Genomic DNA, 17,764 nt, shown 5'->3' with positions numbered 1-17,764 from the left:
AATAGGTTCAGCCATTTTTCTGATGGTAGAAATAAATACGCGGCTTTCAGAAATAAAGCATGTCAGCAGATTCAATATCAAAATGTGATCCCGATCGCTCGCGAGCCCGTAATCCTTGATTCTGTGCATTAGCGCCCAGTGCTTTGTGCATATGCAAAAATTTTTATCAAAAAATAGCGTAATACCTGAGCATTAAAACAATGTGCGGCCGTGGATTGCATCTTATACTGAATGACGATTTTATTACGCCAGAATATGTCCGAATAATAAATATCATGATGGCGCGGTGTATGAATAAATAAAACGATACTGAAAAAGGCTGCGGAATTAAAAAGGTAAATACGATGAATAACGCTATCTTCCCGAATAAATTTAAAGCGGCTCTCGCGGCGCACCAGATTCAGATTGGCTGCTGGTCCGCGCTGGCAAACCCTATCAGCACCGAAGTGCTGGGCCTGGCCGGTTTCGACTGGCTGGTGCTGGACGGCGAACATGCGCCAAACGATATCAGCACGTTTATTCCGCAGCTGATGGCGCTGAAAGGCAGCAACAGTGCCCCGGTGGTGCGTGTCCCCACCAACGAACCGGTGATTATTAAGCGTCTGCTGGATATCGGCTTCTACAACTTCCTGATCCCGTTTGTGGAGACGGAAGAGCAAGCGGCGCTGGCCGTGGCGTCAACGCGCTATCCTCCCGAAGGGATCCGCGGCGTTTCCGTTTCGCACCGCGCCAATATGTTTGGCACCGTCCCGGACTATTTCGCGCAGTCCAACAGCAACATCACCATTCTGGTTCAGATCGAGAGCCAGCAGGGCGTCGATAACGTCGACGCGATTGCCGCCACAACCGGCGTGGACGGGATCTTCGTCGGCCCAAGCGATCTGGCTGCCGCCTTAGGCCATCTGGGTAACGCCAGCCACCCTGACGTGCAGCGCGCGATCCAGCACATCTTTGCCCGCGCCAAAGCACACGGCAAGCCGTGCGGCATTCTGGCGCCGGTTGAGGCTGACGCCCGCCGCTACCTGGAGTGGGGAGCCACGTTTGTTGCCGTCGGCAGCGACCTCGGCGTTTTCCGCTCGGCTACGCAGAAATTAGCGGACGCTTTTAAAAAATAACCATCATTGAGGAAACAGATTATGACGCTGAAAGTGGGTTTTATTGGCCTGGGGATCATGGGTAAACCAATGAGTAAGAACCTCATCAAAGCAGGTTACTCGCTGGTGGTCTCCGATCATAATCCACAGGCCGTGGCTGAGGTGATAGCGGCTGGCGCAGAAGCAGCCACCACCGCGAAAGCCATTGCCGAACAGTGCGATGTCATCATCACCATGCTGCCAAACTCCCCGCACGTCAAAGAAGTCGCGCTGGGTGAAAACGGCATTATCGACGGCGCGAAACCGGGCCTGGTGCTGATCGATATGAGCTCTATCGCACCGCTCGCGAGCCGTGAAATCAGCGAGGCGTTGAAGGCGAAGGGCGTCGATATGCTGGATGCACCGGTCAGCGGCGGCGAGCCGAAAGCCATCGACGGCACGCTGTCGGTCATGGTCGGCGGCGATAAAGCTATTTTCGATAAATTTTACGACCTGATGAAAGCCATGGCGGGCTCCGTGGTACACACCGGGGAGATTGGGGCGGGTAACGTGACCAAGCTGGCAAACCAGGTGATCGTGGCACTCAACATTGCCGCCATGTCTGAAGCGCTGACGCTGGCAACCAAAGCGGACGTCAATCCGGACCTGGTCTACCAGGCTATTCGCGGTGGTCTGGCAGGCAGTACGGTGCTGGACGCCAAAGCGCCCATGGTCATGGATCGCAATTTCAAACCCGGTTTCCGCATCGACCTGCATATCAAAGATCTGGCGAACGCGCTGGACACTTCCCACGGCGTGGGCGCACAGCTGCCGCTGACCGCAGCGGTCATGGAGATGATGCAGGCATTGCGTGCCGATGGCCTGGGCACGGCCGATCACAGCGCAATTGCATGCTACTACGAAAAACTGGCGAAGGTGGAAGTGGCGCGTTAATCACGGCTTACCCACAGCCGAGGGTGACAGCGGCGCGCAAACCCTCTATACTGCGCGCCGAAGCTGACCAGACAGTCGCCGCTTCGTCGTCGTCCCTTTCGGGGAGACGGGCGGAGGGGAGGAAAGTCCGGGCTCCATAGGGCAGGGTGCCAGGTAACGCCTGGGGGGGAAACCCACGACCAGTGCAACAGAGAGCAAACCGCCGATGGCCCGCGCAAGCGGGATCAGGTAAGGGTGAAAGGGTGCGGTAAGAGCGCACCGCGCGGCTGGTAACAGTCCGTGGCACGGTAAACTCCACCCGGAGCAAGGCCAAATAGGGGTTCACATGGTACGGCCCGTACTGAACCCGGGTAGGCTGCTTGAGCCAGTGAGCGATTGCTGGCCTAGATGAATGACTGTCCACGACAGAACCCGGCTTATCGGTCAGCTTCAACTTCTTCTAAAACAATACGTTGGTGTGTCTCAGGCTTTCCCTGGTGAAAATGTGACACAGACTGTGATACAAACGAGGCACACCAACGGCTGTTCCATCCCGACTATCCTGAAACCTTGCAACCGCGACAGCCTTCATTTCCGTCTGCCTTCAGTTTATATGTATGTCTCTGGATTGCGATTCATATTTATTTACTGACAATATAGTCTCTACAGACCCCCCTGGCTCACTACAATGTATGAGAAAAATAAATAAAACGTTAATAAATACAGTTTGTCCCTAATTAATTTCTGAAAATGAAGGGGGGCTATTGCTATAGAATGATAAGAACGCTTAACTCAATGCCTAATTTTCTCATCGGTATTCGGTTGAGCATGGACAGAAAAAACAAACTAAAAAAACTAATCCAATATCATAAAAATATACTTAAAAATCACCGATATCAGCCTGGTTTAGCTGGTGCAGATCTGAGGTTTATGGATCTCAGGGGGCTCTATTTACGCAATATTAATTTATCGGGATGCGATATTTCGTTTTGTGATCTTCGAGGAGCCGATTTCTCCTGTGCCAACCTTGCAGGCGCTAATCTTAGCTACTGTAAAACGGAAGGTACAATTTTTAGTCACGCTGATTGTACTTGCGTGGATTTTACTGGAAGTGATATCCATGATGTCAGGTTATTGACGGAATATGAACAAAATGAAAGTGACACGCCACTATCCCGACCACTCATCTCCATCTATATGCCAACCTGGAACCGCCAGGCATTGACGATCAGAGCCATACAATCGGTACTGAATCAAGACTATGTGAACTGGGAACTCATTATCATTGACGATTTCTCATCGTCATTTGACCAACTCTTGACGTATATCTCCGAGCTGAATGACCCACGCATTACCTATATTCGCAATGAATTTAACTCTGGCGCTTGTGCAGTCCGAAATCAGGCTATAAGAATGGCCCGTGGTGACCTTATTACGGGTCTGGATGATGATGATGAATGGCTGCCGACACGCCTGTCCTCTTTTCTTACCTGGCAACATAAACTTCAGTTGCACAGTTTTTTGTACGCAAATGATTATCTCTGTGACGGTACCGGATATCATCATCCTGATGAATTACAGGTGTATCCGAAACCGGCTTATAAAAAAAGCCTGTTTGATAAACGGAATATTATAGGCAACCAAATGCTGACCTTAACCAGTAGAATGCAGCAGATCCTGTTCGACGACGCCTTGCCTGCTGCTCAGGATTATGATGCTTTTTATCGGCTTGCAGAAACCTTCGGTGAACCTTTCAAACTGGATGACATCACACAGGTGCTTTATGTCAATCACGGCGAAGCCCGCATTACCTGCTCAGGACGAAAGTTTTCAGGTTATCTACGTTTTTACCGGAAACACAAAGCCAAATTAGACGTATCGAGTAAAAAATATCAGCTCTTCACTCTATACTACATTCGCAACAAAAAGATGCGCCCGCAAACCCTGATGAAACTGATGACGCTACGCAATCTGAAACGCTATCTGATGATGTATACCCGCTTCCGGAACAAAAAGTTCTGATGTGTACAAACGACAAGAGTCGTTGTGGTGTCTGGAAATAGTAGTTGAATACGGCAATCATTGTGACGAGGGGCTGGATAAGTCGCCGGGAATTACCCCGGCGGACAACCACGACGAACGGGTAAGCGCAGCGCCATCCGGCACCACACAAACGACATCAATTCTCATATTTGCGACATTAAGCACATTTCACTGTTTTTCACTCGACGGTTCCGCCTCGGAATCTGCAGACGATCGCCATCACAAAATTTATATCTAAAAAACCGGCGATCTGTAGTATTGATAATTTGTTATGATTGTTAGCTTAATGTTCGTAAATCTTTTCTCGTTTGATATGCGCTTATTGAAATCAAATACATTTCCTCCGTGAATATGTGACGTATTCCACTCTTTTCCTGAAATTTGAAAATTTACGTCGTAAAAAATGGCTTAAATGGAAGTATGTTTCAAACAAATGACGGTTATTTATTAGCCTTTAATTGCCTGAAATATCGTCTTTATTGTTTTTTTAAGAACGGTGAAATAAATCCGGGTTATCGCCATAAAATAAATTTATTAGCGCTATTTTTGTTGATCAATATCAGCGTTGTAGCGTATTTAATTACCTTCAATGCATTGATTTATAAGGTTTTTAATGGGTTTTTGAAGCGTGAGTTAAGGGTTGCTCAAAGCAAATTGTGAGTAACAGCACATACCCCCTGAAACATTATTGAGTAGAATTCACCCCGTCATAGGGAAATAAGCGCAGAATATTATGAACACTATTATTCTACCGAAAACACAGCACCTCGTGGTATTTCAGGAAGTCATTAAAAGTGGCTCCATAGGTTCTGCTGCAAGACAACTGGGCCTGACGCAACCCGCCGTCAGCAAAATCATCAGCGATATCGAATCTTACTTCGGTGTGGAAGTGATGGTACGTAAAAATACGGGCGTAAAACTGACGGCTGCAGGCCAGGTTCTGCTCTCGTACTCCGAGTCGATCACCCGTGAAATGAAAAACATGGTGAGCGAAATCAACAGTCTCAGTTTTAGCACCGTTATGGATGTCTCCTTTGGCTATCCGTCGCTGATTGGTTTTACCTTCCTGTCTGAGATGATCAAAAAATTCAAGGAAGTGTTCCCGAAAGCGCGCGTCTCAATGTATGAAGCTCAGCTCTCCTCTTTCCTCCCGGCCATTCGCGATGGTCGTCTGGATTTCGCTATCGGCACGCTGAGCGATGAAATGCTGCTTCAGGATCTGCACGTCGAACCGCTGTTTGAGTCTGAGTTTGTGCTGGTCGCCAGCAAAACGCGAACGTGCACCGGCCCGACGACACTGGCATCGCTTACGCACGAGCAGTGGGTGATGCCGCAAACCGATATGGGCTACTACAAAGAACTTCTGACCACTCTGCAAGACAACCACATCAGCATCGAAAACATCGTCCAGACCGATTCCGTCGTCACCATTTATAACCTTGTCCTGAATGCCGATTATCTGACGGTGATTCCCCGCGACATGATTGCCCCATTCGGTTCGGATCAATTTATTGTGCTGCCCGTGGAAGACGAATTACCCGTGGCGCGTTATGCCGCCGTATGGTCTAAAAATTACAGGATTAAAAAATCGGCGTCAGTATTAGTTGAGCTGGCTAAACAATATTCGTCGATGAATATCGAAAGACGACGATGAATAATAAGTTTTAATTTTAAAAAATACCCAGAGCTTAACGTATTAACGCTCTGATACCCTGACTTTGCCTGAAAAGAATGAATTATTATAACGAGGATATTATGCATATTACCTACGATCTCCCGGTAACCATTGAAGATATTCAGGACGCCAGAAAACGACTGGCAGGCAAGATATATAAAACCGGTATGCCGCGCTCGAATTATCTCAGCGAACGGTGTAAGGGCGAAATATTCCTTAAGTTTGAGAACATGCAGCGTACCGGTTCGTTCAAAATTCGCGGCGCGTTTAATAAATTAAGCTCGCTGACCGATGCTGAAAAGCGCAAAGGCGTGGTCGCCTGCTCTGCGGGAAACCACGCGCAGGGGGTGTCGCTCTCCTGCGCCATGCTCGGCATCGACGGTAAAGTGGTGATGCCGATGGGCGCACCAAAATCTAAAGTGGCCGCGACCCGCGACTACTCGGCGGAAGTTGTGCTCCACGGTGAGAACTTCAACGACACCATCGCTAAAGTGAGCGAAATCGTCGAGATGGAAGGGCGCATTTTTATTCCGCCTTACGATGACGCCAAAGTGATCGCCGGGCAGGGCACCATCGGCCTCGAAATTCTCGAAGATTTATACGACGTGGATAACGTCATTGTCCCTATCGGCGGCGGCGGATTAATTGCCGGGATTGCAACGGCGATTAAATCCATCAACCCGACCATTAATATTATCGGCGTACAGTCTGAAAACGTGCACGGAATGGCGGCCTCCTGGCAGGCAGGAGAAATAACCAACCATCGCGTTACCGGCACGTTAGCCGACGGCTGCGACGTCTCTCGTCCGGGTAAATTAACCTTCGAAATCGTTCGTGAACTGGTCGATGACATTGTGCTGGTGAGCGAAGACGATATTCGCAACAGCATGATTGCCCTTATTCAGCGAAATAAAGTGGTGACGGAAGGCGCCGGCGCGCTGGCCTGTGCCGCGTTATTAAGCGGCAAGCTTGACCACTATATTCAGGGCCGCAAAACCGTCTGCATTATTTCCGGCGGCAATATCGATCTCTCCCGTGTTTCCCAAATTACCGGCTTCGTTGACGCATAAAGGTGACCTATGAGCAACACAGAAAGCATTATCGTTGGCCAGACAAAAACGTCCTCCTGGCGTAAGTCTGATACCACCTGGACGCTTGGCCTGTTTGGTACCGCCATTGGCGCAGGCGTGCTGTTCTTCCCCATTCGCGCAGGCTTTGGGGGCTTAATCCCTATCCTGCTGATGCTAGTTCTCGCGTTCCCTATAGCGTTTTACTGCCACCGCGCGCTGGCGCGCCTCTGCCTGTCCGGCAGCAACGTCTCCGGCAACATCACCGAAACGGTGGAAGAGCATTTCGGTAAAACCGGTGGGGTGGTGATCACGTTCCTCTACTTCTTTGCCATTTGCCCGCTGCTGTGGATTTACGGCGTCACTATTACTAACACCTTCATGACCTTCTGGGAAAACCAGCTCCAGCTGCCTGCGCTAAACCGCGGCGTGGTGGCGCTGTTCCTGCTGCTGCTGATGGCTTTTGTTATCTGGTTTGGTAAAGACCTGATGGTGAAGGTGATGAGCTTCCTGGTGTTCCCGTTTATTGCCAGTCTGGTGCTGATTTCCCTGTCGCTGATCCCTTACTGGAACTCCGCGGTGATCGACCAGGTCAACCTGAGCGATATCGCCTTCACCGGCCATGACGGCATTCTGGTCACGGTGTGGCTGGGGATCTCCATCATGGTCTTCTCCTTCAACTTCTCGCCTATCGTCTCCTCGTTTGTGGTCTCCAAGCGCGAAGAGTACGAGCCGGAGTTCGGTAAAGAATTCACCGAGCTGAAATGTTCCAAAATCATCGGTCGCGCCAGCATGCTGATGGTCGCCGTGGTGATGTTCTTCGCCTTTAGCTGCCTGTTTACGCTCTCTCCGCAGAACATGGCGGACGCCAAAGCGCAGAACATTCCGGTGCTCTCTTACCTGGCGAACCACTTTGCCTCCATGTCCGGCACTAAATCGACGTTCGCGACGGTACTGGAATATGGCGCTTCCATTATTGCCCTGGTCGCTATCTTCAAATCTTTCTTCGGTCATTACCTGGGCACGCTGGAAGGGCTGAATGGCCTGATCCTCAAGTTCGGCTACAAAGGCGATAAGAAGAAGGTCTCTGTCGGCAAACTGAACACCATCAGCATGGTGTTCATCATGGGCTCCACCTGGGTTGTCGCGTACGCCAACCCGAACATTCTCGACCTTATCGAAGCCATGGGCGCGCCAATTATCGCCTCTCTGCTGTGCCTGCTGCCGATGTACGCCATCCGCAAAGCGCCAGCCATGGCGAAATATAAGGGCAAACCCGAGAACATCTTCGTCACGGTTGTGGGCCTGCTGACCATTCTGAATATCGTTTACAAACTGTTCTAAACCATTGCTCAGGAAGAGCGGAGTCACATGATGATTGAGTTTCCGGTTGTACTGGTAATTAACTGCGGTTCGTCCTCTGTTAAGTTTTCGGTGCTCGACGCCAGCAGTTGCGACGCCCTGATGACGGGCATTGCTGACGGCATCAACACTGAAAAGGCCTTTATTTCCGTGAACGGGGGTGAGCCAGCCAGACTGGCTCACCAGGACTACGAAGGGGCGCTGGCTGCCATCGCCCTGGAGCTGGAGAAGCGTGACCTGATGAGCAGCGTGGCCTTAATTGGCCACCGCATTGCGCACGGCGGTGACCTCTTCAGCGAGTCGACCCTGATTACGGAAGAGGTGATTGAGCAGATCCGCCAGGTCTCCCCGCTGGCGCCGCTGCATAACTACGCCAACCTGAGCGGCGTGGAAGCCGCAGAGCGCCTGTTTCCGGGCGTGCAGCAGGTCGCGGTATTTGATACCAGCTTTCACCAGACGCTGCCGCCGCAGGCGTACCTGTACGGTTTGCCGTACCGCTATTTTGAAGCGCTGGGCGTGCGCCGCTACGGCTTCCACGGCACCTCTCACCGCTACGTAGCCGCGCAGGCGCATTCGCTGCTTGGGCTGTCCCCCGATGACAGCGGCCTGGTGATTGCCCATCTCGGCAACGGGGCGTCCATCTGCGCGGTACGCAACGGCCAAAGCGTGGATACCTCGATGGGGATGACCCCCCTGGAAGGACTGATGATGGGTACGCGTTGCGGCGACGTGGATTTTGGCGCGATGGCGTGGATTGCCCAGCAGACCGGTCAGTCGTTTGAGGATCTGGAGCGCGTGGTCAACAAAGAGTCCGGGTTGCTGGGGATCTCCGGCATCTCCTCCGATTTACGGGCGCTGGAGAAAGCCTGGCACGCCGGCAATGAGCGGGCGCAGCTGGCTATCCAGACCTTCGTTCACCGTATAGCGCGACATATCGCCGGGCACGCGGCGTCGCTGCACCGCCTCGATGGGGTGGTCTTTACCGGCGGCATCGGCGAAAACTCAACGCTTGTCCGCGCGCTGGTGACGGAACATCTGAACGTGTTCGGCATCCGCCTCGACGACGCCAAAAATGCCCTGCCGGGCAGCGCGGGTGAGCGCGTCATCTCCACTGATACCTCCCGCGTGGTCTGCGCGGTGATCCCTACCAACGAAGAAAAAATGATCGCGCTGGACGCCCTCCGTCTTGGGAAGGTTACCCCGGCTGCGGCTTACGCCTGATAAAGCGAGAATCTGATGAAAGTAACAATCGAAACGGGCGTCGCGCCCTACAGCGACGCATGGGCCGGGTTTCGCGGTGAAGAATGGAAAAACGCCGTCAACGTCCGCGATTTTATTCAGCATAACTACACCCCTTATGAGGGCGATGAAGCTTTCCTCGCGCAGGCGACGCCAGCAACGACGGCGCTGTGGCAGAAGGTGATGGTCGGCATTCGTCAGGAGAATGCCACCCATGCCCCGGTGGATTTTGACACCAACATTGCCACCACCATTACGGCCCACGGGCCGGGCTACATTGACCAGGATCTGGAGACGATCGTCGGCCTGCAAACCGACAAGCCGCTCAAGCGCGCCCTGCATCCGTACGGCGGGATAAACATGATCCGCAGCTCGTTTGAAGCCTATGGCCGGGAGATGGATCCGCAGTTCGAATACCTGTTTACCGACCTGCGCAAAACCCACAACCAGGGCGTGTTTGACGTCTATTCGCCAGAGATGATGCGCTGCCGCAAATCCGGCGTGCTGACCGGTTTGCCGGACGGCTACGGGCGCGGGCGCATCATCGGCGATTACCGCCGCGTGGCGCTCTACGGCATCCGCTATCTGGTGCGCGAGCGTGAGCTTCAGTTCGCCGATCTGCAGGGCCGGCTGGAGCGCGGCGAAGATCTGGAGGCGACGATCCGCCTGCGCGAAGAGCTGGCGGAACACAAGCGCGCGCTGCTGCAGATCCAGCAGATGGCGGCCAACTATGGCTTTGATATCTCACGCCCGGCGATGAACGCCCAGGAAGCAGTGCAGTGGCTCTATTTCGCCTACCTGGCGGCGGTGAAATCCCAGAACGGCGGAGCGATGTCGCTGGGGCGCACGGCCTCGTTCCTCGATATCTACATCGAACGCGACATGCAGGCGGGGCGGCTGAACGAGGTGCAGGCGCAGGAGCTGATCGACCACTTCATCATGAAGATCCGCATGGTGCGCTTCCTGCGCACGCCGGAATTCGACACGCTCTTCTCCGGCGATCCGATCTGGGCCACGGAAGTGATCGGCGGCATGGGGCTGGACGGCCGCACGCTGGTGACCAAAAACAGCTTCCGCTATCTGCACACGCTCCACACCATGGGCCCCGCGCCGGAGCCGAACCTGACGATCCTCTGGTCAGAACAGCTGCCGATCGCGTTCAAGAAATACGCCGCGCAGGTGTCGATCGTTACCTCGTCGCTGCAGTATGAGAACGACGATCTGATGCGTGCGGACTTCAACAGCGACGACTACGCCATTGCCTGCTGCGTCAGCCCGATGGTGATCGGCAAGCAGATGCAGTTCTTCGGCGCGCGCGCCAACCTCGCCAAAACGCTGCTGTACGCAATCAACGGCGGGGTGGACGAGAAGCTGAAGATCCAGGTGGGGCCGAAAACCGAGCCGCTGCTGGATGAGGTACTGGATTACGACACCGTAATGGCGAGCCTCGATCACTTCATGGACTGGCTGGCGGTGCAGTACATCAGCGCGCTGAATCTCATTCACTACATGCATGATAAGTACAGCTACGAAGCCTCGCTGATGGCGCTTCACGACCGGGACGTTTACCGCACTATGGCCTGCGGCATTGCCGGGTTGTCGGTAGCGGCAGATTCCCTGTCCGCCATTAAATACGCCACGGTGAAGCCGGTGCGCGATCATACCGGTCTGGCGGTCGATTTCGTGATAGAAGGGGATTACCCGCAGTACGGCAACAACGACGATCGCGTGGACAGCATCGCCTGCGACCTGGTGGAACGCTTTATGAAGAAAATTCAGGCGCTGCCAACCTACCGCAACGCGGTGCCGACTCAGTCGATCCTGACCATCACCTCCAACGTGGTTTACGGGCAGAAGACCGGGAACACGCCGGACGGACGACGCGGCGGCACGCCGTTTGCCCCAGGCGCGAACCCCATGCACGGCCGCGACAGAAAAGGGGCGGTGGCCTCGCTAACGTCGGTCGCCAAGCTGCCGTTCACGTATGCCAAAGACGGGATCTCTTACACCTTCTCCATCGTGCCGCAGGCGCTGGGCAAAGACGAGCTGGTGCGCAAAACCAACCTGGTAGGGCTGCTGGACGGGTACTTCCATCACGAAGCGTCTATTGAGGGTGGGCAGCACCTGAACGTTAACGTGATGAACCGGGAGATGCTCCTCGATGCCATTGCGCATCCGGAGAATTACCCGAACCTGACGATCCGCGTTTCGGGCTATGCGGTGCGCTTTAATGCGCTGACACGCGAGCAGCAGCAGGACGTGATTTCGAGGACGTTTACGCAGGCGATTTAAGATATGTCATTCAGCCCCCTTATTGAAAAGGGGGCTTTTCATTCCAGCAGGGCGCTGGCCTCATCGAAGCGGGCAAACCACTTCATGGAGTATTCTTCATCAAACTGGTGGTTTTCGTATTCGGAATAGAAATGGAGCCCTTTATGGCCGTCATAACGAACAGGGAGAATAATCTGGTTTATTTTTACCAGTAATTGAGGAAGACCTTCCGTTTGCTTTTCGCCAAGTGGTGGAGGTAACTCACCGGCTTTCATAATCACACCGTTGTTATAGGAGAGCAGGCTGATTTCCGGTGTTTTCGCAAGACGCCGAGAGACGGCATCGTCTCCGCCGAGCCTTTCCAGCCAGGGCGTACCCAGGATGGTGTACCAGCAGGCACCTTTCAGGCCAATGACCGCCTCCCCGCCTTCCAGGGTACCCAGAGAGTCTACCATCACGCCGGAAAAACGCTGCGCCAGGGCATATTCATAAGGGAACATCCGTTCAAAGGCGTAGGGTAGGATGAACGAAAGGCCCGCATAGCCGCTTTCCACTTCGAAGGTATTGCACAGCCACAGCAGCCAGGTTTCATACCGTTCCTTACCGTCCGGCTCTTTCAGCAGGGAAAGGGGGAAAACGAGTTTTATAACTGAGCGATCATTTTCGTTATGGAATATTCGTTTCCCCATGATAAGAATTTCGTAAGCCGGTGCCAGATATGACTCAGTTGCAGAACTTAGCACCCAGTCAAAAATTTCCTCAGGCGTGGAGTTTAGAATAGCCTGCTTCTGTCTGGCATAATTGTTTTCGGTGATTCTGGTCCATTTCTTTACCGGCAGCGTTTTCCTGAGAAACGGCTTAAATTCACCGTAATAACGATCCACACACTCCACCATTTTTCGGCGAACTTCCGGCGTATGGCCGTTTTTAAAGAACACGGTGATTATCAGCCCGAGGTTCACTGCCGGGCTACCGTCCTTATATTTCACCGATGCTTCCGGCAGCCATTTTTCGATATAACTGAGTTCCATCTCTTGTTTCTCTTATTCCGGAATAACAAATACACTGCCCTGGTCGTCACGCTTAAGCAGTGACCAGCGGGCGCGGTGTTTTTTGCCGTGTTTATCCTCAAAGGCGGGCATCTTCTGCCCTTCCCGGGTCTGAATATACTCCGTTGTGCCGTTAACGATGGCGGCCCACTGCCCGGCGTGCAGGGCGTTTTCATCGGTCCAGCGGGTAATGCGTACCGGTTCAGATGAGGTTTCAGGCTCCTCGCTGTCCAGCAGGGCGCTGGCCTCATCGAAGCGCCGGTACCACTTCATGGTCGATTCTTTATTAAACTGGTGGTTCTCATAGGACGAGTAAAAATGTAGCGAGCGGGGTTCATCATAGCGAACCGGCCTGATGATTTGATTAATCTTCACAAGTAACGGAGGAAGGCCTTCTTTTTTCATCTCTCCCAGGCCCGGAGGAAGCTCACCGGCTTTTAGAATTACACCATTGTTATAAGAGAGCAGGCTGATTTCCGGTGTATTCGCCAGACGTCGTGCGACGTCATTTTCTCCGACGAGCTTTTCCAGCCACGGATTGCCCAGAATGGTGTACCAGCAGGCACCTTTCAGGCCAATGACGGCTGCGCCCCCTTCAAGCGTTCCAATGGAGTCCACCATCACGCCGGAAAAACGCTGCGCCAGGGCATATTCATACGGAAACATGCGCTCAAAAGCGTAGGGCAGAACGAACGACATTCCTGAATAGCCGCTTTCCACATCAAAGGTGTTGCACAGCCACAGCAGCCAGTTTTCATAGCGTTCCTTACCGTCCGGCTCTTTCAGCAGGGAAAGGGGGAAGACCAGCTTAATAACGGACCGGTTATTTTCATTGTGAAACACTCTTTCCCCCATGATAAGAATTTCATAGTCAGGGGCTAAGTAAGATTCAGATGCAGAGCTCAGCACCCAGTCAAAAATTTCCTCCGGCGTTGAGTCAAGAATGACCTGCCGCTGTCTGGCATAATTGTTTTCGGTGATTTTGGTCCATTTCTTGACCGACAGCGTCTTCCTGAGACAGGGCTTAAATTCACCGTAATAACGATCGACACACTCTACCATTTTACGGCGGACATCCGGCGTATGGCCGTTTTTAAAGAACACGGTGATAATCAGCCCGAGGTTCACCGCCGGGCTGCCGTCCTTATATTTCACCGATGCTTCCGGCAGCCATTTTTCGATATAGTTCAGTTCGAGATCCTTTAACATCGTCACTCCTTATTACGGGGCTACCGCCACGGTGGTTCCTGCGCCGAGGATCGCCGCCAGCGTCCCCCAGGCGCTTATCGCCAGGCGTACAATTAGTAAAAACGCGCCGATAATGGCTTCAGGAATGCCAAGCGTCACTACCAGCACCCCGACGCCGACCGCCACCAGAATGACCCCTATGGCGATAGCCGCATCGGTCAGCACCTGCACCCAGTCCACTTGGTTTAACATCTCCAGCGTCATATCCGTCGCCTGCTGGATCTCCCGCCAGGCGGCGCGCAGCTGCGCATCCGTCCAGGAGGCCGCCGCACGGCCGGTTCGGCTGGCCCAGCACCATGCCTGGCTGCCCTGCGAATAGACCCACTCGCCGCTGTCGTTCAGCCAGCCCGCGACGCGCTGAAGCTTCTGCTGCATATCTTTTGACAGCGCATTCCAGCCTTCAGCGATGCCGCGAATCGCCCCTTCGCTGAGATCGGCGACGGCATCGCCTGCGTGGGTCCACGGCTGGATCCTGGCAGGCACAGGCGTATCTGGCGGACGCGGGGTAAAAATGGGCGGATAGAGAAACAGCGGCCAGTATTTCGCCCCGCTTTTCAGCCAGTTCTGTAACGTCACGTTGACCACCTGATCGCTCCACTGCTGCTCCAGCGGGCGGCATTCGTGGATCTCCAGGATAGTCATTCGCTCTTCATTGCCTGGTCCACCAACAATTTTCATATAATCGCCATATTGGTTTCGTCCAAGCTCATCCTCCGGAAACTTCACCTCAACCAGCCGCTCGAGATTATCGGCGTGCATATTGCCTTCGGTATCCGCTCCGGCCAGCCCCGGCCAGCGGTCCTTCCTGTTCTTCACAATGATCACGTCCGGACGGCGATAAATGCCTTTTCCCGGTTCGGGAAAAGGGTTGGTGGTATGCCGCCTGCCCGGCCCTGTCTGCGTGCTGCTGAGATAAGGGCGGGGCGGCGTGGGACGGATATCAAATGGCACTTCCGCTTTATACCACCAGTAATATTTTGCCGCGATTTCATCTGCGCGGATAAGCCCGCTCATCATTAGCTGCTTCAGGCTCATCTGATAGCTTTTGCCGTTACGACGAACTTTTGCCGACAGGCGAGGAAAACGCATCGCATATTCCACCTTGATATGCAGATACTGACGGTTGTTCTCCGTCGGCAGCTGCGACTGCTTTTCCACCATCTCGACGCCGGTGGTGGTACAGTCCCACGGCTGGTTGTTTTTAACCAAAGGGATGTCGGGTGAATCAGGCGATGTGGGTAAATCCGGTAGTTCCATTATGGCTGCTCCCTGAGTTCAGTTTCCATTTGCTGCTCTGAGCCGTCACCGATAAACCACAGTGTTTCCTGCGGCTGCGGTTTTTTCTGCACAACGTGAAGTTCGACATTTTCCTGAGTGCGGGTATAGACGGGCACGGTTTTACCTTCTTCATCGGTATAGCCCGTAGCGGTCTGTCCGGAAGGGATAGTGAGCTTATAGGGTTTGCCTGCCAGAAGGTTACCCTGCTCATCCCGTAACTGATAAATTGCGGAATAGATATGTGAGGTGCCCGTGCGGGGCATCTTTAACGGCATGTCTGAAGCCCCCGCCGCCATAGTCCGCTTCACTTTGCGCATATACATCGCCGTCGTACCATACTCGACCTTTCCCGCCTCCAGCCGCAGGTAGCTTCCGCCCCCAATCAGCGTGATGCGTTTTTTCCCCGCAAACGAGATGTCACTTGCTGAACTCAGCGTCAGCTTCTGCTCCGCAAACAACCGCAGGCTGGCGTTTTGGGCCTGGACCTCTACCGCCCCCTCCCCGGATTTGACGCTCAGCTGTCCGGTCCGGGCAAACAGCCCCAGCTTCTCCCCGGCCAGCGCGGTCATGTTGCCCATGACTCCGGCACTGATATCCTCCCCGGCATTAATGGCGACGTTCTTCGCGGCTGTCATCTGCAGGTGCTCCCCGCTGGTCAGGGCCATTCCTTCCGGAGCGGACATCAGCAGCACCTCATTAAGCGGCTTCAGCCGCTGCTCAAACATCTTTATCTGGCTGTCAACGTCCGCCTTCAGCGCCTGTGCCTGCTCCGCCGCGATTTCCAGCTGCTGCAGCTGCTGATTAAGCCGGTCGATTTCCTTCAGCGCCGCATCCCTGTCAAGGACCTCACCCTGTGCTTTCACCTGCGCATCCGCGCTGACAAACAGCCCTTTACCGGCACGTATCGTGCCCCACTCATCGGTGCGCAGCTCTGAGCCTGTGCCGCGACGCTGCCCCTGTGCGTCCACCAGATGCCCGCTGTTCAGCTGCGTTTTGCCGTACTCCGTGGCGAGCTTAATGTGCTCCTCGCCGCGTTTATCCTCCATCCGCAGCTTGTTGTTCGCCGGGGTGCGCAGCACGTTGCGGGTGTGGTTGTCGCGGGAGACAGGGTCCGGATGTTCAGAATCGTGCAGGGCATATGCGATATACGGCAGGTCAATATCACCGTTGCTGTACGCTATCGCCACTTCGGTCCCGTCGGTGAGCGGTGTGTGCCACCCCAGCGTGTCTCCGGCATAAGGCTTTGCCATCCGCAGCCACAGGTAGCCGTACCCGGGTTCTGTCCCTTCCCGGTCGAAGTCGAGCTTCACCCGGTAGCGCCCCTGTTCGTCAAGGTGAGCGTAAATATCATTTTTCTCCCGGCTCTCGACCCGGGCCGGAAGCGTGCCGTGGATTTCCGGACGCGGGATGTCCGCCGGGCGGAAACAGTAACGCTCGGTGTAGGGCATGCCCCACACCGACACGTGCAGGCGGGAATCACGGGCCCCCCGGAAGGTCACGAGCGTGAGGACAACCCCCTCCTTCAGGGCCGTAATGACGTCGCCCTGTGGCTCCAGCACCTGCCCGGGCGTGAGGTGGGCAGCATTGCTGAACAGGTGGATGCGGGCTGATTTGTTCAGTTCCCGCTCGTGGTAGATGCGGGCATAAAAGGCGCCGGATTCGGTTTCCGGCTCAGGGCTGGTGTCGTCACCTGCGTCACGGTAAGGCGCCGCGTAGCGGTAATGTTCCCCGGTGGTGACCGCATCGTTACGCACACTGACCGTCGCATCCATCGGCGTGGTGGCTGTCCGGTAGTTGTAATCCCGCGTGGCGACAGAGCCGGTGGCAACCCTGTGCCAGGTCCGCACATCCCAGACCGATTCCGCTGCGCCGTCAAACAGGCCTGATGGCTCGCGGTACGGCAGGCGTACGTCAAACCGGTAGTTAAGCTGGCTGTCGGCAAAAATGTACATATCCATTTCACGGGTGTCATCCATCTCCGTGCGCCAGTAAATCCCCACCTCGGACAGAATGCGCCGGATAAACTCCAGGTCCGTTTCCCGCCACTGGGTGATAATTTCACGCGGCGGGTAGGTGCGCTCCAGGCGGAAGTCAAAATCAGGTCCCTCCAGCCCGTGTCTGCGCAGCACCTGCTCCACCACCTCCGGAACAGACTGGTTCTGAAATACCGCGCACTGCCGGGTGTATCCCAGCAGCGCCAGGCGCGAACTGAGCGTAAGCCGGTAGTGAGACTGGTCCCTGGATGTGGACAGCCATTCCAGGCGGGTCACCCTGCCGTAGACATTTTTGCCGCTTCGCATCCGGAAGGTGGCATATTTCATCAGCACCTGTTCCGGGGGATGTTCGCCTGCAGGCAGGTGAACTCAATATCCCACCGGAACGGCTCGCTCAGGGCTTCCCTGCCGCGAAAGCGCAAAACATCCGGCTTCACTGGACTGTCATTAATATCCAGAAAGTAACGGGTCTGTCCGTCAAAAAGCGCCAGCCAGTTATCCATAACAAAAACCTGACTAAATGAAGGGATAA

General features: G+C 54.2%; 11 protein-coding genes, 1 other RNA gene and 2 pseudogenes. 10 read left to right on the top strand and 4 right to left on the bottom strand.

Annotation, left to right across the window (positions count from 1 at the left end):
- Positions 1–344: 344 nt before the first annotated feature.
- The 10 genes and pseudogenes from garL to pflB all read left to right on the top strand — a co-directional run bounded on the left by garL (position 345) and on the right by pflB (position 11,684).
- Positions 345–1,115: a 2-dehydro-3-deoxyglucarate aldolase gene (gene garL, locus BFV67_RS19270; RefSeq protein ID WP_023326156.1), complete on the top strand. Its 771-nt coding sequence runs from the start codon at positions 345–347 to the stop codon at positions 1,113–1,115.
- Positions 1,116–1,136: 21 nt separating this feature from the next.
- Positions 1,137–2,027: a 2-hydroxy-3-oxopropionate reductase gene (gene garR, locus BFV67_RS19265; protein ID WP_069598818.1), complete on the top strand. Its 891-nt coding sequence runs from the start codon at positions 1,137–1,139 to the stop codon at positions 2,025–2,027.
- Between the two features lie 59 nt (positions 2,028–2,086).
- Positions 2,087–2,462: RNase P RNA component class A (gene rnpB / locus BFV67_RS19260), an RNA gene on the top strand.
- Between the two features lie 294 nt (positions 2,463–2,756).
- Positions 2,757–3,116 (top strand): annotated as a pseudogene (locus BFV67_RS24785) (pentapeptide repeat-containing protein); the annotation flags it as partial.
- A 24-nt stretch (positions 3,117–3,140) separates the two neighbouring features.
- Positions 3,141–4,028, top strand: a complete 888-nt coding sequence (wcaA, locus tag BFV67_RS23910; RefSeq protein ID WP_226881527.1) for a colanic acid biosynthesis glycosyltransferase WcaA — start codon at positions 3,141–3,143, stop codon at positions 4,026–4,028.
- 754 nt (positions 4,029–4,782) lie between these two features.
- Entirely contained in the window at positions 4,783–5,703 is a 921-nt protein-coding gene (gene tdcA / locus BFV67_RS19245) for a transcriptional regulator TdcA (RefSeq protein ID WP_008501504.1), read from the top strand.
- Positions 5,704–5,804: 101 nt separating this feature from the next.
- Positions 5,805–6,794 carry a bifunctional threonine ammonia-lyase/L-serine ammonia-lyase TdcB gene (gene tdcB / locus BFV67_RS19240; protein ID WP_023326154.1) on the top strand — a complete coding sequence of 330 codons (990 nt, stop codon included), beginning with the start codon at positions 5,805–5,807 and terminating at the stop codon, positions 6,792–6,794.
- A gap of 9 nt (positions 6,795–6,803) precedes the next feature.
- A complete protein-coding gene (gene tdcC / locus BFV67_RS19235) occupies positions 6,804–8,135 on the top strand; it encodes a threonine/serine transporter TdcC (RefSeq protein WP_069598816.1) in 1,332 nt (443 codons plus the stop codon).
- 30 nt (positions 8,136–8,165) lie between these two features.
- Positions 8,166–9,374, top strand: a complete 1,209-nt coding sequence (tdcD, locus tag BFV67_RS19230) for a propionate kinase (RefSeq protein ID WP_069598970.1) — start codon at positions 8,166–8,168, stop codon at positions 9,372–9,374.
- Positions 9,375–9,389: 15 nt separating this feature from the next.
- Positions 9,390–11,684: a formate C-acetyltransferase gene (pflB, locus tag BFV67_RS19225; protein ID WP_069598815.1), complete on the top strand. Its 2,295-nt coding sequence runs from the start codon at positions 9,390–9,392 to the stop codon at positions 11,682–11,684.
- 38 nt (positions 11,685–11,722) lie between these two features.
- Here pflB and BFV67_RS19220 read toward each other — a convergent pair whose 3' ends face one another.
- From BFV67_RS19220 to BFV67_RS19205, 4 genes and pseudogenes are all read right to left on the bottom strand, one after another.
- Positions 11,723–12,694, bottom strand: coding sequence for a DUF3396 domain-containing protein (locus BFV67_RS19220; RefSeq protein WP_069598814.1), 972 nt, complete (start codon positions 12,692–12,694; stop codon positions 11,723–11,725).
- A 12-nt stretch (positions 12,695–12,706) separates the two neighbouring features.
- On the bottom strand, positions 12,707–13,921 hold the full coding sequence (locus tag BFV67_RS19215) for a DUF3396 domain-containing protein (RefSeq protein ID WP_069598813.1): 1,215 nt from the start codon (positions 13,919–13,921) through the stop codon (positions 12,707–12,709).
- A 12-nt stretch (positions 13,922–13,933) separates the two neighbouring features.
- Complete coding sequence (locus tag BFV67_RS19210) at positions 13,934–15,217, bottom strand: VRR-NUC domain-containing protein (protein WP_069598812.1); 1,284 nt, start codon at positions 15,215–15,217, stop codon at positions 13,934–13,936.
- Positions 15,217–17,735: pseudogene (locus BFV67_RS19205) on the bottom strand (type VI secretion system Vgr family protein). The gene BFV67_RS19210 and the pseudogene BFV67_RS19205 overlap by 1 nt, the downstream one beginning before the upstream one ends.
- Positions 17,736–17,764 lie beyond the last annotated feature (29 nt).

Origin of the sequence: Enterobacter roggenkampii (assembly GCF_001729805.1) — a bacterium.
Lineage (GTDB): Bacteria > Pseudomonadota > Gammaproteobacteria > Enterobacterales > Enterobacteriaceae > Enterobacter > Enterobacter roggenkampii.
This window is presented reverse-complemented; position numbering and strand designations above follow the sequence as displayed.

Coding starts and splice junctions, on each gene's coding strand:
- tdcB (WP_023326154.1), top strand. CDS start 5,805: ATGCATATTACCTACGATCTCCCGGTAACCATTGAAGATATTCAGGAC.
- BFV67_RS19220 (WP_069598814.1), bottom strand. CDS start 12,694: ATGGAACTCAGTTATATCGAAAAATGGCTGCCGGAAGCATCGGTGAAA.
- tdcC (WP_069598816.1), top strand. CDS start 6,804: ATGAGCAACACAGAAAGCATTATCGTTGGCCAGACAAAAACGTCCTCC.
- garL (WP_023326156.1), top strand. CDS start 345: ATGAATAACGCTATCTTCCCGAATAAATTTAAAGCGGCTCTCGCGGCG.
- BFV67_RS19215 (WP_069598813.1), bottom strand. CDS start 13,921: ATGTTAAAGGATCTCGAACTGAACTATATCGAAAAATGGCTGCCGGAA.
- garR (WP_069598818.1), top strand. CDS start 1,137: ATGACGCTGAAAGTGGGTTTTATTGGCCTGGGGATCATGGGTAAACCA.
- BFV67_RS19210 (WP_069598812.1), bottom strand. CDS start 15,217: ATGGAACTACCGGATTTACCCACATCGCCTGATTCACCCGACATCCCT.
- pflB (WP_069598815.1), top strand. CDS start 9,390: ATGAAAGTAACAATCGAAACGGGCGTCGCGCCCTACAGCGACGCATGG.
- tdcD (WP_069598970.1), top strand. CDS start 8,166: ATGATTGAGTTTCCGGTTGTACTGGTAATTAACTGCGGTTCGTCCTCT.
- tdcA (WP_008501504.1), top strand. CDS start 4,783: ATGAACACTATTATTCTACCGAAAACACAGCACCTCGTGGTATTTCAG.